This window comes from Bacillus sp. L_1B0_5 (assembly GCF_000836715.1).
Lineage (GTDB): Bacteria > Bacillota > Bacilli > Bacillales > Bacillaceae_G > Bacillus_A > Bacillus_A thuringiensis_S.
In genome coordinates this window covers 33,112-47,171 of the sequence record NZ_JXIS01000116.1, presented here as the reverse complement: position 1 = coordinate 47,171, position 14,060 = coordinate 33,112, and the positions used below count along the sequence as shown (strand labels likewise).

Here is a 14,060-nt window from a genome sequence, read left to right as displayed (position 1 = left end):
GAATGAATTACTTATATTGTAACATGTTACTCACAAAGATATTATGACATTACTTTAGTAGTTTCTGGTTATTGTTGTAATTAGTTTATATAACCTCATCTTAAAATCTTGTGCTAATATGAAATTAAGAAAAAAGAAGCAGAGGGATATAGCATGAAGAATATAGGTTTAGTATTAGAAGGCGGAGGAATGAAAGGTTTATATACTGCAGGTGTACTCGAATATTTCATGGAAAAGAACTTATTCTTTCCGTATGTAGTCGGTGTATCAGCTGGAGCCTGTATGGGAGCAACATATTTATCACGTCAAAAAGGGAGAAATAAGAAAGTAAATACAGAGCTAGTAGCAGATCACCGTTATATATCTTATCGAAATTTGATTCAAAAACGCGAATTATTCGGAATGGATTTTTTATTTGATGAAGTACCTAATAAAATTGTACCATTTGATTTTCAAACTTTCTTAAAATGTAATGAACAGTTTGTCATAGGGACGACTGATTGCGAATCAGGACAAGCCATTTATTATAATAAAGCAGAACACGGAAACGATATTTTAAAAATCATTCGCGCCTCAAGCTCTGTACCGTTTATAGCACCTGCTGTAGAATATAATAATCGAAAATTATTAGATGGAGGGATTATAGACCCTATACCAGTTTTGAAAGCCCAAAAGGATGGTTATGAAAAGAACGTTGTCATTATGACAAAGCCAGAAGGATATGAGAAGCAGCGAAATAAATTTTCAGGCCTGGCTAAAATTTTATATAGAAAATATCCGAAAATCGCAGAGAATTTAGTAGACCATTATCGTTTTTATAATGAGACGATATCTTATATGAATCGAGAAGAACAAAAAGATAATTTTTATGTAATTCAACCAAGTGTACAGCTTCCTATAAGCGGAATAGAAAGAAATAAGGAAAAGCTCGTTAATCTATATAATCTTGGGTATATAGATGCTCAATATCATTATGAAAACTTATTAAATTGGATAGAGAAATAAAGGAGGAGAAAGTTGAAGTTAGGAAAACAAATTATTTTTAAAGAATTGCAGAAAATGCATAGTCCACTGCATAAACCGTTTCCTTATCGTGCTACAGCAAAATTGCAGCGAGACTTAAAAAGTAAATTTACCGAAGATGATTGTATAAACGCTGATTTTAATCATTATTGGATGCATACAGCAGCTACTTTAAATTCTGTACTAAATGGAAACGAACAGAACATTACGTTTCAACAAATAAAGTGGTTAAGAAAATCGTTTTTTGAGTGGTTTCCGCAATATCGTTTTCTAGAAACAGAAATTGTGAATTATCCCATTTTGTATAGAGATTTCATAAGTTATGAGAAGACCAGGAAGCTATTACTTTATTACCTTACTGAATAAAAGCGAAAACGTACAGGTTACATTACTTGTACGTTTTTTTGTTCATAAAACATTCAATATTAACAACTAGTTTATATAGGAATTCTAATGAGAAGAAAGAAGTACATATAATAGAATGCTACAGGGGAGGAGAGAGGAATAGCTGTTTTGCTTTAAGTTATTGTCCAACTCGAATACAGTTAGTTATTTATGTTAAAATATTTCGAGTGAAATCAAACTTTTAAGGATTTCATTGAACATTAAACAAAACAAGTTAGCAACGTAGAAGGGATAACATTAACATGAAAAACGTATCAAATATAGATAAAGTAGAATCAATAAAATCTTTACAGTCAACAATTAGTAAACTTGAAAATGCCTTATCACAGATGACTCAAAAAGGATCAAATACTACTTTAGTGAAAAAAAGACTCAAAGCAGCTAGTATCGGCTTAGCTATGTTAGAAAGTGTTTGGAAGCAAGAAACTCATCATTATACTCAGGAAGATTTAGCAGAAGCTCGTAATGTTCTAATTGGTTTGCTTCCATCAATTGAAAAGATTTACGTTAAGTCAAAGCTTGGGAGTCCTCAAAGAACGCTTTTAGAAAGAAGAATAAAATCGTTGGAACTTTCTATTCAAGCAATAGACAATTATTCTAGTAAATAACTCATTTAAAGAGTCTTATTACAAAAGTGTAGCAAGGCTCTTATATCATTCTATCAAAATTAAATATCCTTACTGCCACATTGCAGCAAGGGCAAAACATCTTGATCTACCTCATAATTATTCTCAAACTTCACATCTTCAAGAACATTTCATTGTCTTTAATAAAAATCCATGCATTAAGTAATCTTCAATCGCAAAAACACTCAATTATTTAATTTACGAAAATGGAATACCGCCATGTATTGCTGTGATCATGTTAATCAGCTAGAAGAACTAACTTTTGAAAACGATATTCCTTGGATTGAAAATCAAATTTCATCTATAAATTCTAATGCAACTCAACTTCACTTTTATATGGTAGCAGGACAACTTGAAAATAAACCTCTTTTAACGGCCAATAATCACTTGTATAGAGCTTTAAAAGATAAAGGGTACAAAAACCACTTATGAAGAGTTTCAAGACGGTCATGATAGCATGTGAGGGTGAAAAAAGTTGTTTGATGGATTGAAAGCTTTGAAATAGATAAAAACCACACTTTAAAATAAAAAGGAGAGAAAATCTATGAAGCAGGAAGAACTCGATAAAAAACTAAAAAAACAAGAGATTTTAGTAAAAGATGAGAAAGTTTGGTCCTATACGTATGAGGATCATATTAGTTCTATCGTTAAACAAGCAGAACAGAAAGGAGCTTTTGATAATTTACCTGGTAAAGGGAAACCTCTTAATCTTGATAAAGATCTTTCTTACAATCCTGAAAAGCAACTTTATAGAACTTTAGCAAATAATCATGTTTTACCTAGGTGGATTGAGCTTTCAAAAGAAATTGACGATTTAAAAGAAAAGCTAAAAGAAAATACAAATACTGCAGAAGCAGCGGATTTAATTCGAACTATTAATAAAAAGGTATTAGAACATAATCTACTTTGTCCACCAAGCGCGCAAAAAATGAGGGTGAAAATGGATTTTTAACGATTTTCAATTAAGCTATCGCTTGCTATATAATTAAGTTAGGCATTTTCAATTCATTTTCATTACTAAAGGGAGGCAAATGTAGTGAAGAATACGTATCAACTTCAAATTCCGAAAGAACTAGAACAGTATCGTAGTATTTTAGAAGAAAGTGTGAAACCGTATGTTAAAGTGTCTGGAACTCAAGCAGAGACAACGCTTTTTGAAAGTAAGTTTGGTGGATATCCGTATTTACCTATAGATCAAGAGCATCCTAAAGACTCAAACGGACAACCTATGATGCTACTTGCGCAGTTAAACCTTGAAGAAATACCAAACATTGAACATATGCCTCAACATGGAATGTTACAGTTTTTCATAAGTGCTGAAGAAGATCTTTTTGGAGCAGATTTTGATCATCCAACAGTCCAAAAAGACTTTCGAATTATTTATCATTCTACAATTATAGAAGATTTAAATAAGGTTATTACTGATTTTAGTTATTTAAACACTTTAGATTTAGAGAATTTTATCATACCCGAAGCAGCAAAACTAAAGTTTGAGTTGGCATATCAACCAGTAACACCAAGAGATTATCGATTTGAAATGATTTTTAGTGATAACATTGATTGGGAAGAAATTGTTGATGAAGAAAATAATACAGAATTAGGCGAACTGTATGATGATTTATGTAAAGATCAAGGACATAAAATTGGTGGTTATCCATTTTTCACACAGACAGATCCGAGAGAATGGGAAGAAAAATACCAGCAACATGACATATTATTGCTGCAAATCGATACAGACGATTCATTAAATATTATGTGGGGCGATTCTGGGGTTGCTAATTTCTTTATACGTAAGGAAGATTTGTTAAATCTAGATTTTTCCAATGTCATTTACAATTGGGATTGTTACTAGAAGATATAAATAAAATAATAGCAAACAAAAAATCTTCCTGAAGGTGAGGAGGATTTTTTTATGTTAAAAATAAGCGTTATGTTAACTAGAATAAAAAACAATGTGTAATGAAAGTCAAGCCTAAATAACAGAAATAACAACAAATAATGTAAAGTTGTAAAACATGTGCAAATAGCAATAAATTCATTAAGTAAAACATAAAATAAAATTACTAATTTATATTTTGTATAGAAATAATTTTTCTGTATAAAAATTTCTTACCAATCAAAAATGTTTTTAATTCGTTAAATCTTAAGTGATTATTGATTAAGATTTGCTGTGATGAATTTATAACAAATAAAAACGATAAAAACTGAAGAAATTTGTTTAGATAAGATTTCTTGTGAATCTCACTAAAAATCTCCGTTTCGTCTCATTAAGTATAGTTTACTTGGGTTTTGATACCTGATATTGCTTTGTTTCTATAACTGCCTATAATATATATTATGTCAACTAGTAAAAAGTAATAAACTTATTATATATTAGTTGAATGTTTTACACTTCCCTTTTCTTTATTAGTGATTAGTTCATTGTTTTTGAATTGATGTGATTTGATAGCTTTGGAATTCGTAATTTATATTCTTGTATATAATCGTTAATAAACAAAATAAAAGCAACTTGTTTAATCATTAATTTTAAACAAGTTGCTTTTTAGATTAACTAAACTGTATTTATAATTAATTTGATTTCGATTAATAATTCATCGTAGATTTTGCTTTTATAATTGAACTTGCTCGTAGATTAGTCGATCATCATGACATTATTCTTTTTGTTGAAAAATATTATATTTACGCTTTAAATGTAAACCTTTATCTTTATAAATCCACCGTGAAAATTTAATAACATTATTTTTACCACTTAGGTAAATACGATATTGTTTTTCTTTGTCAACAAAACTTAATTGGAATTTATTATTCTCAAGGATATCTTTAAAAGAATTCATAAAATTATATGATCCTCCAACAAAACTAACAAAGTATTTGTGAGAGTTAACATGACCATCCCCATCAAAATACCCACGAACAAAATGATGCAAATATTCTTCTGGTACAAAAGGAAATTCGATGTTAAATGATTTACATGGCATAATTCCGTGTATGTTCATAAGGTCGTCTTTTATTGTTTTGCTATTAATATTTAGCATATATACGCCTGTTTTTTTATTTCGATATAGTGGCTGGTTGGTGTTTAGTTCTTGTTTTATATCTTCTAAAATATAACTTTCTTTTTGAGATATACTGACACATTGATTTTCTTTCTGTATAACACCATCTGCTGCTATAAACCCTAAAATATAAGCCATATTGTTTGACCACGTTTTAAAATAATCTTCTGTTATGTCATACTTTCTTTTCCAACTCCCTATAGCGCGCCTTGGTACGTTATTGTCTGATAAAACCATACGAATATACCTTGCAGACACATTAGCAAGCATAGCGATTTCTAAGGTGCTCTTCCCTTCAGTATACAAATGCATGATTTCAGATTTTGATAGTTTACATTTTGATTTCTTTTTTCGCTCTATGTGCACTTACATCCTCTCCTTTCTTTCTTTTATTAGAGACATATTTTCTTCTATAACATACAACGAAACGTATGTTCTTCGTTGCGTATAAGAAGGAATTTACTAAATAAAAACAATTTACATGTACTTAATATTTGTCTTAGCTGCTGCTGTGCGATTTGTACTTTATAGATACAAATAATGAATTTGACGGATTTATGAAATACAAGGCATTTTAGATGAAAGGTAAAATAATATAGTTTAAACTACAAATAGCTACAATAACAACATACGTAAATTGTTAATCGTAAAAAGGAGAACGAATGAATAAGAAATATACAAATCAAATTCATACTGATTTGAGTTTTAAACCGAAAGATATTATAAGTTTAATGACGGATTACTTTAAAATAAAATCAAAGCTGCGTCCTATAAAGGATTTGCCTATCGTTTTATCAAATAAAGATAATGAATCGTTAGAGAGTGTTACATGGTTTGGCCATTCTGCTTCTCTTTTGAAAATCGAAGGTAAAAAACTGTTATTAGACCCGATGTTTGGAGATGCCTCTTCCCCATTTCCTTTGTTTAATAGTAAACGCTATAGTGGTGCTTTTTCTTTAGAACGTGATGACCTTCAAGAAATTGATGCGATTATCATTTCTCATAATCACTATGATCATTTGAATTACAAAAGTATTATGCAGTTAAAAGATCGCGCAAAGCACTTTTATGTTCCAACTGGAGTTGCACAATATCTTATTAAATGGGGTGTTTCGCCTAATAAAATTAGTGAGCATAATTGGTGGGACGAAATTACGTTTGATAATATTAAGTTAGTATGTGCACCTGCAAGGCATTTCTCTGGACGTGGTATGACAGATAGAGATCGTTCATTATGGTGTTCATGGCTTATTCTTGGTCAAGAGACTAAAATTTTCTTTAGTGGTGATAGCGGTTATGCCCCTCACTTTAAGGAAATTGGTGATAAATACGGTCCATTCGATCTTACATTAATGGAATGCGGGCAATATGATCCGAGGTGGTCTGCGATTCATATGTTGCCTGAAGAAACGGTACAAGCTCATATTGATGTTAAAGGAGAATTACTTCTTCCGATTCATTGGGGTGCTTTTACGTTAGCATTACACGAATGGAGTGACCCGATAGAACGTGTTACGAAAGAAGCTAACCGTTTAGGAGTTAAAATTACAACGCCTCAAATTGGCGAATCTATTACGTTTAAATCTACAAATTATCCTTCATCAGATTGGTGGAAGGAAATTTAATTTTAAAATATAAACAGAGCGAATCCTTTTATAAAGAATTCGCTCTGTTTTCTGTATTTAAACTTATTTCACTATATTGGATTTCCCACTATCTAAAACTCTATTTGCTGGTACACTGGACATTTCAACCACTGTATTCATACTCTTATCAGTCAGTTCAACGAGTTCGTTTTCATGTTTTATTTTATTTAAATCCCATACCATCCCATGAAATTCATTATGCTGCCCACTTACCTGTATAATGCTTTTTGTTTTATTTGAAGGCTGTATTTGAAGATTTGTAAATTGATTCCCACTAATTTCATTTGGCGTAGTTACTTGACTATCCATATAAATCATATTTACACAGTCTTCTAAAGAAAAGTTCATAAAACGATTGGCATTTATCCAAGCTTGTCCGGTGCTCGGTTTTTTTGCTACTAATTTTAGTCCGGTTTCCATTCCTACAATTTTAATGTTTTCGAAGTTAACAAACGAAATTTCATTTTCTTTTCCAGCAGAGTATAAAGAAATTCCGGTACCTTTATTCGTTTCCGTCCAATTGATAATATTTATATCTTTTATTTGTGTTTTGTTCCAAGTGTTATAATACTTATTTTTACCGTCTAAATAAATAACTTCAGAGTTAAATTTAGGATCGTCAATAGCTATATACGCTCCTTCAATGGATGCGTTTTTCTCTAGTTCTAGAACTCTAAAGTTTCCCTCAACCACAAATTGTGATCCATAACCAAATAATAATTTCACACCTTTTTTAACAGTGATTGGTGACGTGATTTTATACTTTTTATCATCAAGCAATACGGTTTTTATTTTACTAGACGCTGCTTTATTAATAGCAGATTGTATTTTTATTGAATCATTTGCCCCTTTAAAGTCTTCTACATACAAGTTAGCACTTTTAGCTGCATAGTCTTTTTTGTTGTATTGATAAAAAGCAAAAATAATTAAAACTATACCAATGAGTAAAACAATTATTTTCTTCATCGTACTCACCCCATATCGATTAATCTATGGCTTTTATATTTAGGTTATTATTATTTTGCTTTGTATTTCAGATTACCATTGCTGCTTTGTCTATGAATTATATTATGTAGGAATTAGTAAACTGTTTGCTATACTAATACATCATTCTTATAATGTATTAATTTATGATTTCATAAAACAAAAGTCTGCTTGTACATAATGTAATCCCTTCCTCTATCCCTAATAAGCTCTTACTGGTGATATAAGATGTACTGCTGCAGATTGCTCTCCTGCTTCAATCAATATCGGTCTCATAGAACCGCCAAAGCTTAAAGTAATCGTTTCTTCTTTTATTGCTCTTAAAGCATCAACCATAAAACGCCCATCGAAAGATATATTTAATTGTTTTTCGCCTTGAATTGCATCTATTTGTTGCGTTTCGGATATTTGCCCAATTTGAGAAGCGTTTGAAGAAATTTTAATTGTAGATTCGTTTATGATTTCTAAGTTAACATTGTTATTGGCCCATTCACTTGCTAATAAACTTGATCGGTCTACACCTTGTAATATCTTTTTTCTATCTATGTTAATAATCGTTTTAAAGTCATTTGGAATAAGGTTGGAAATATTAGGATATTCCCCTTCAATTAGTCTTGAATATAATGTAGTTGTTCCGAGCGTAAATATAATATGACTCTCTGAAAGGTAGATATATACGAATTCCGAATTGCTGTTCATTAATTTTAGAAGTTCACTAATGGTTGCGCTTGGTACAATACAATTTGCTTTTACATCTGAGGAAAGCAATGTTTCACGTATCGCTAGTCTATGTGAGTCAGTTGCAGCACAAATTAACTTATTATTAGATAACTCTATATGCACCCCAGTAAGAACAGGTCTAGATTCATTTTTCGCTACCGCAAAGACTGTTTGTTTAAATACTTCAATCAATTGCTCTGTCTCTACTTTGATTTCTGCATGATTGTCTATAAGCGGTACATTCGGAAACTCATCTGCAGGAAATCCATTTAAACTTAATGTGATTTCTTCTGATTGTATCGTAATTAATTGCTCATTCTTACTTTTTATTGCTATATCACTTGGCATTTTCTTTATTATTTCAATGAAATACTTTGCAGGTACAACAATAGTTCCTGCCTTTATAATAGTTGCAATCTTTTCGTCTTCAATTGAAACAGGAATGAATTTTTCGATAAAAATATTCGAGTTACTTGCAATTAAAGTAATTCCAGATTGATCTGCAGTTATTTTTATACCAGATAATATAGGAATTAAAGATTTTGTTGATATCGCTTTGTTAACTTCTGAAAGTGCTTGAGTAAATTGTTTGTGATTAACGATGAACTCCATGTTTTCCCCACCTTACATGAGATAATATTTTTATGAAGATTGATGAACGATTGTTCCGTTAAAAAAGTACGGTACTGTTTCTTTCCTTTGTAATAAATCTAGTAAATGTTCTGGTATGCGTAAATATGGAGCTGCTATATGTAATTCCATCCAAGTGATCTCTTCAATTTCTTTTGGCCTTGATATATATGTCTCTCCGCCAATTATTTCACCTAGAAAATTAAAGAAAATTGCATGATGATCTCTTTCCTCAAAAAAGGCTTCGCTGATAGAACAAATCCCGTTTACATTTATATGTAACCCTGTTTCTTCTTTTACTTCTCGAATTACTGCTTCTTCTAACGTTTCTCCTAATTTAACTGCGCCACCTGGTAATGTATAATAAGAACCATTTTCCCCTTTGTTTTTTACCATTAAGATCTTTTCGTTTGTTTTATCGTATAAAAGTGCATATGTAACATTTACTTTTTTCATCTAAGTCCACCTCTAATAATGGGAATTTTCTATCTTTGTTACATTCTACCATTTATTCGTTTTAAAATATAAAAAAGTTAATTGAGTATTTCATTTATCTGCTCTTAGCAAAGTTAATAATCGATAGTCCTTCATTACAAAATAAAAAAGAGCGTATTTTGAAATTGATTATTCAATGTACGCTCTTTATGCTCTAATTGATTCATTTTTGAATTCTATATACTTTATAACCTTTTTTCTAAATAGTATCGATTGTGTCCTTTCGGATGATCTTCACTTACTCCGATTACTTTATATCCATGCTTCTTATAAAAATCAGGTGCCTGAAAACTAAAAGTATCTAAATTGATTAACCTGCACTCTTTTTCAATTGCAAATTCTTCAATAAGTTTTATTAACTTGGTTCCGTAACCTTCATTCCTATATTCTTCAGAAACCCATAGAAAGTCAACGTGTATATGGTGCCAAAAAGTTATCGCTGTTACCCCGCCTACGATTTCTTCTTTTTCATCTCTTACTATGAAACTAACCTTTTCTGAAGGTGTTTTTTCTTCATCTGCGAGATATTTTTGATTGTATTCAATTACTTTCTCTCTTATGTAATCACTATCTTCTTGTACCCACTGCTGTACTATTTTCATTTTAAGTATCACACTCCTTTTACGATAGCTATTCAACTTCATAATTCTAATGTCCTGTTTAAATAATAGTCGTAGATCACTAATACAATTGTTTCATTTCACTAAAATAAAAAAAGCCCTACTACATTTCATCTGTAATAAGACTTATATACGTTGTGTAGAATCTAATTAATCTCAATGAATGTAATTGCTCAAAAAAATATTAAAGTTGTTCAATTCTTTTTTATGAAAACTTCCGTTATTTCAACACCTTAGGAGAATAGTCCAATTGTACCACTACGAAAAAGAATGAACATTCCTAAACCAATTAGAACAATTGGAACAATAATATGACAGTTTTCCTCAAGTACTTTAGCTAGTATAGGAGCTTTTATCAATTTGTAGCTAATAAAACACCATATCGCTATCATGGAAAAAAAGATAACTAATGTAACGATATTTGTTTCAAGTGTTTGACTAGCAAACATTGGTATATAAATCGAAATATTGTCAGCTCCATTAGCTAATGTAATTGAAGCTACTTTAAATAATGAAACAGTAACGTTATCGATAACTTCATTACTTTTATAAGAACGAAGTGACAATAGTCCTTTAACCCCCATATAAATTGGCACTAATCCTAATAACCCAATCCACGAAACAGGAATAAAAAAAGAGCTTAAAGACCCAATGATACTTAGAAAAATAATCATACTAAATCCTAAATATTGTCCAATAACAATATAAAGTTTTTTTCTCGTAGCTTTTTCGCGGACAGCTCTTCCTTCTTTCCTAATTACTTCTGTTCTTACTTGTGAAAATAAAACAAGTAGTATAAAAATGTCATCAATATTTGTTGTAGCGAATGCCACAACAGAAGAAATTATGGTTGTAATCAATAAAAGCCAACTACTTTCATTGTAAACTTATAAGAAAATAATGGTCTATGAATGAAGTGCACGTTCCATCACAAAGTTGGTTAACTGTAATTTTCTAAATATTTTTTAGCAACATGTTAGTTCCTTTATAAAACAATATGAATATTCTAAGTATCTGCTACTCATTTCATTTTAAATTAAATAAATCTATTCTCTCTACACAAAAAAATGTTTTGTACTAAAAAGAGCCCTATATTAGGACTCTTTTTAGTATTACGCCACTTTCCGATGTAGATGTTTTAGTTCCTTTGTCTTTTCTGCAGTTGGTGGACGGATTAATATTGAAATAATGAAGGAAATAATACTTAAAACACCAATTATAATGAAAGTTGGTTGAAATCCTCCAAGTATCGCTCCAATGAATGATCCTGCAAGCGCACCAAATCCGAAACCTTGGTAGACAATCCCGTAATTTGTACTATGGTTTTTTAATCCAAAGAAATCTCCGACAATAGCTGGGAATATAGTTATATTACCGCCGAAGCAAAAGGCGACACTTGCTACACAAGCAAAATAGATTCCGTAATTTAGCGGAATAAAACTTAAAGTAAAGACTGACAATCCTATAATAATAAATGTTGCAGAGACAATTTTCATTCGGCCGATTTTATCTGATAACGTCCCAAGAATGATTCTACCTACTGTATTAAAGATTGCAATCATAGCAACGGCGTTTGCAGCAGTTGCTGCGCTAAGTCCAACGAGTTGTACGCCGATATCTTTTACCATACTTATTAAATACAAACCACCCATACACGAGGTGAATAACATAAAAAATAGCAGATATACTTGTTTCGTTCGCATCATTTCACGCGGAGTATAGTCATTGTGTAATGTTTCAGTTACAGCATTACTTACAATTGCCTCACGTAAGAAGAACGATCCGATTAATACTAAAAGTAACACGATAATACCCCAATATAAGAATGCTTGTGATACACCAAGGTTATCGATAAGATTTCCGTTTATATATCTAAAGATTAAGCTGCCCATTCCATACGCTGATACAGATATACCTGAAATAAGCCCTTTCCGATTTGGAAACCATTTAATTAAATTAGATAGTGATGTAATATAAGCTGTTCCATCCGCATAACCAACAACGACACCAGCTAATAAATATAATAGTGGTAAGGAAGAAACTTGTGAACTAAGTATTAAGCCGAGTCCTAAAACAAGTCCTGCAGTAGCAATAAGTTTCCGCAGTCCTAATTTTTTCTGCAACTTTGCTGCAAATAAAGTTGAGAATGATAAAGAAAAACTTGTTATGGAGAAAGTTATCGCTACTGAATTAAGATTCCATCCAAACTTACTTACAAGGGGTTGATTAAATAAACTCCATGTATAAATTGTTCCAAGGCCAATTTGAACAATGATTGTACCTAGAACAATTAGTAACGGATTTATAGAAGTTTGTTTCATACTAACTGTCCCCTTCTTTTATCTTGACATGAATTTTCACAGTTAGTATATCCATCATAAATTGCAAGATACTGTACGGAAAATGGTAATTAAGTTCATATACACAAAAAGACACTTCATAAAGAAGTGCCTTTTGCAGGTTATATCAGATATTTCTAAAGAAAGCTTTGTTAAGATAAGACATTTTCAAATGCTTATGTATATATGTTATCAAATAATTTCTTATATGTGATGAGACTTAAGACGTATTTTTTATTCATCATATAGTCGGATGAAAAATTAATATTCGATTTCATCAAAATCTTTCGGCTGCGGTACAGTTTGCATATTAGCTGCATCTTTAGGATCGCTATAAATTGCATTTTGTTCTGTATTTACATCTTTTATATTTTGCTTTTTATTTTTGTTCACTTTATCTTTCACTTTCAATCACTCCTTTTTGTTATAGGAGTAATTATGCCCTATTACCGTTACTAAATGTATCAGCGACTAAATTACTAAATTCACGTAAATAATATAAGTAATTATCACCACCGTAGTTATATCTTTTATTATACATTTTTGCAACAACTACATTATATTCAGGTATTACTAAAATAGTCGGTCCAGTAATCCCTAATATTTGATACGATCCTTTTGGAATACGTTCACCAAGTTCGCTTAATTGTGCAGGCTCATTTTGGATGAACCAAAACACCCCATTTTGTGGTAGCTCTTTGTTTATAAATGTTGGGCTTTGCAAACTCGTAGCGATTTTTATAACTTCTTTTGGAACGATTTGTTTATCATCTATCATACCTTGATTTAAATGAAGATTACCCCACTGCGCAAATTCTCTAGCTGAGACAAATAAATTTTTTCAGTACCGTCATCTACCGTACCAATTTCACTAATTGCGTCTTCATTTGGATTATTAACAACGTCAACTAAATTTTCATCTCGCTGAACTCTCCAACCTGTTTCTTGAAAATTAGCAGGTTTAAACACACGCTCCTTTAACAATTCAGGAAAACTTTTGTTATATAGCTGATAAATAAGACGTGTCATCATTCTTACATTAATATCTCTATACGCCCATGATTGTCCCGGTTCAAATTCACGAAAAATTGTCCCGTCATTCGTTTCTTCTAATCCGTGCGAATGTGTTACTAAATGTCTTATCGTCGTTTTACCAAGCAATACAGGATCAAAGTCTTTAAAATATTTTATCGCTTCATCATCGATAGAATTTATTTTCCCCTCGTAAAGCGCATATGCTATCATTAATCCTAAATAACTTTTTCGAGCAGAAGCAACGTTAAATTGTGAAGATGCTGTTACTCTCTTGGTTGTAGATGTATTTGAGTGATAACCACTATAATGCTCTAGTACGATTTTATTATCTTTTATAATACAAAGAGCTGTAGCAGAACTATAATTTTTTTCTTTTATATTCTCTACCCAAGAAATCAACTTTTCGTATGTATACAAATAAATCCCCCTTAACACTAATACAAAATTACAAAATGAAAGAAAAGTATAAACAGTATTTACA

Annotated in this window: 13 protein-coding genes and 2 pseudogenes; 6 read left to right on the top strand and 9 right to left on the bottom strand. The window is 31.0% G+C overall.

Annotation, left to right across the window (positions count from 1 at the left end; translation table 11 throughout):
- Positions 1 to 153 precede the first annotated feature (153 nt).
- The 5 genes and pseudogenes from RT27_RS27875 to RT27_RS27850 all read left to right on the top strand — a co-directional run bounded on the left by RT27_RS27875 (position 154) and on the right by RT27_RS27850 (position 3,906).
- On the top strand, positions 154 to 1,005 hold the full coding sequence (locus RT27_RS27875; protein ID WP_043938414.1) for a patatin family protein: 852 nt from the start codon (positions 154 to 156) through the stop codon (positions 1,003 to 1,005).
- Positions 1,006 to 1,017: 12 nt separating this feature from the next.
- Positions 1,018 to 1,389, top strand: a complete 372-nt coding sequence (locus RT27_RS27870) for a YxiJ-like family protein (RefSeq protein WP_029442484.1) — start codon at positions 1,018 to 1,020, stop codon at positions 1,387 to 1,389.
- 281 nt (positions 1,390 to 1,670) lie between these two features.
- The gene (locus tag RT27_RS27865; protein ID WP_029442483.1) at positions 1,671 to 2,036 is read left to right on the top strand and encodes a hypothetical protein; all 366 of its coding nucleotides are present in this window, start codon (positions 1,671 to 1,673) and stop codon (positions 2,034 to 2,036) included.
- Positions 2,037 to 2,133: 97 nt separating this feature from the next.
- Positions 2,134 to 3,006: pseudogene (locus tag RT27_RS36290) on the top strand (DnaJ family domain-containing protein); the annotation flags it as partial.
- Positions 3,007 to 3,090: 84 nt separating this feature from the next.
- Positions 3,091 to 3,906, top strand: coding sequence for a YwqG family protein (locus tag RT27_RS27850; protein ID WP_006929708.1), 816 nt, complete (start codon positions 3,091 to 3,093; stop codon positions 3,904 to 3,906).
- Positions 3,907 to 4,705: 799 nt separating this feature from the next.
- Here RT27_RS27850 and RT27_RS27845 read toward each other — a convergent pair.
- Positions 4,706 to 5,476: an LAGLIDADG family homing endonuclease gene (locus tag RT27_RS27845; protein WP_043938413.1), complete on the bottom strand. Its 771-nt coding sequence runs from the start codon at positions 5,474 to 5,476 to the stop codon at positions 4,706 to 4,708.
- Positions 5,477 to 5,772: 296 nt separating this feature from the next.
- Here RT27_RS27845 and RT27_RS27840 point away from each other — a divergent pair, with 296 nt between their 5' ends.
- Complete coding sequence (locus RT27_RS27840; RefSeq protein ID WP_043938412.1) at positions 5,773 to 6,735, top strand: MBL fold metallo-hydrolase; 963 nt, start codon at positions 5,773 to 5,775, stop codon at positions 6,733 to 6,735.
- A gap of 63 nt (positions 6,736 to 6,798) precedes the next feature.
- Here the strand turns inward: RT27_RS27840 and RT27_RS27835 are convergent, their stop codons facing one another.
- From RT27_RS27835 to RT27_RS27800, 8 genes and pseudogenes are all read right to left on the bottom strand, one after another.
- Positions 6,799 to 7,722, bottom strand: a complete 924-nt coding sequence (locus tag RT27_RS27835; RefSeq protein ID WP_043938411.1) for a hypothetical protein — start codon at positions 7,720 to 7,722, stop codon at positions 6,799 to 6,801.
- A 219-nt stretch (positions 7,723 to 7,941) separates the two neighbouring features.
- Positions 7,942 to 9,072, bottom strand: coding sequence for a DNA polymerase III subunit beta (dnaN, locus tag RT27_RS27830; RefSeq protein WP_043938410.1), 1,131 nt, complete (start codon positions 9,070 to 9,072; stop codon positions 7,942 to 7,944).
- A gap of 30 nt (positions 9,073 to 9,102) precedes the next feature.
- The gene (locus tag RT27_RS27825) at positions 9,103 to 9,546 is read right to left on the bottom strand and encodes an NUDIX hydrolase (RefSeq protein ID WP_029442479.1); all 444 of its coding nucleotides are present in this window, start codon (positions 9,544 to 9,546) and stop codon (positions 9,103 to 9,105) included.
- 224 nt (positions 9,547 to 9,770) lie between these two features.
- Positions 9,771 to 10,187, bottom strand: a complete 417-nt coding sequence (locus tag RT27_RS27820) for a GNAT family N-acetyltransferase (RefSeq protein WP_029442478.1) — start codon at positions 10,185 to 10,187, stop codon at positions 9,771 to 9,773.
- A gap of 251 nt (positions 10,188 to 10,438) precedes the next feature.
- Positions 10,439 to 11,065: a cadmium resistance transporter gene (locus tag RT27_RS27815; protein ID WP_000633410.1), complete on the bottom strand. Its 627-nt coding sequence runs from the start codon at positions 11,063 to 11,065 to the stop codon at positions 10,439 to 10,441.
- Positions 11,066 to 11,317: 252 nt separating this feature from the next.
- The gene (locus tag RT27_RS27810) at positions 11,318 to 12,526 is read right to left on the bottom strand and encodes an OFA family MFS transporter (protein WP_043938409.1); all 1,209 of its coding nucleotides are present in this window, start codon (positions 12,524 to 12,526) and stop codon (positions 11,318 to 11,320) included.
- A 279-nt stretch (positions 12,527 to 12,805) separates the two neighbouring features.
- Entirely contained in the window at positions 12,806 to 12,949 is a 144-nt protein-coding gene (locus RT27_RS35455; protein WP_000653680.1) for a hypothetical protein, read from the bottom strand.
- A gap of 31 nt (positions 12,950 to 12,980) precedes the next feature.
- Positions 12,981 to 13,996: pseudogene (locus RT27_RS27800) on the bottom strand (serine hydrolase domain-containing protein).
- Positions 13,997 to 14,060 lie beyond the last annotated feature (64 nt).

Bases quoted from the DNA above. Each gene is read 5' to 3' on its own strand.
- RT27_RS27875 (WP_043938414.1), top strand. From the start codon at position 154: ATGAAGAATATAGGTTTAGTATTAGAAGGCGGAGGAATGAAAGGTTTA.
- RT27_RS27865 (WP_029442483.1), top strand. From the start codon at position 1,671: ATGAAAAACGTATCAAATATAGATAAAGTAGAATCAATAAAATCTTTA.
- RT27_RS27840 (WP_043938412.1), top strand. From the start codon at position 5,773: ATGAATAAGAAATATACAAATCAAATTCATACTGATTTGAGTTTTAAA.
- RT27_RS27835 (WP_043938411.1), bottom strand. From the start codon at position 7,722: ATGAAGAAAATAATTGTTTTACTCATTGGTATAGTTTTAATTATTTTT.
- dnaN (WP_043938410.1), bottom strand. From the start codon at position 9,072: ATGGAGTTCATCGTTAATCACAAACAATTTACTCAAGCACTTTCAGAA.
- RT27_RS27825 (WP_029442479.1), bottom strand. From the start codon at position 9,546: ATGAAAAAAGTAAATGTTACATATGCACTTTTATACGATAAAACAAAC.
- RT27_RS27820 (WP_029442478.1), bottom strand. From the start codon at position 10,187: ATGAAAATAGTACAGCAGTGGGTACAAGAAGATAGTGATTACATAAGA.
- RT27_RS27810 (WP_043938409.1), bottom strand. From the start codon at position 12,526: ATGAAACAAACTTCTATAAATCCGTTACTAATTGTTCTAGGTACAATC.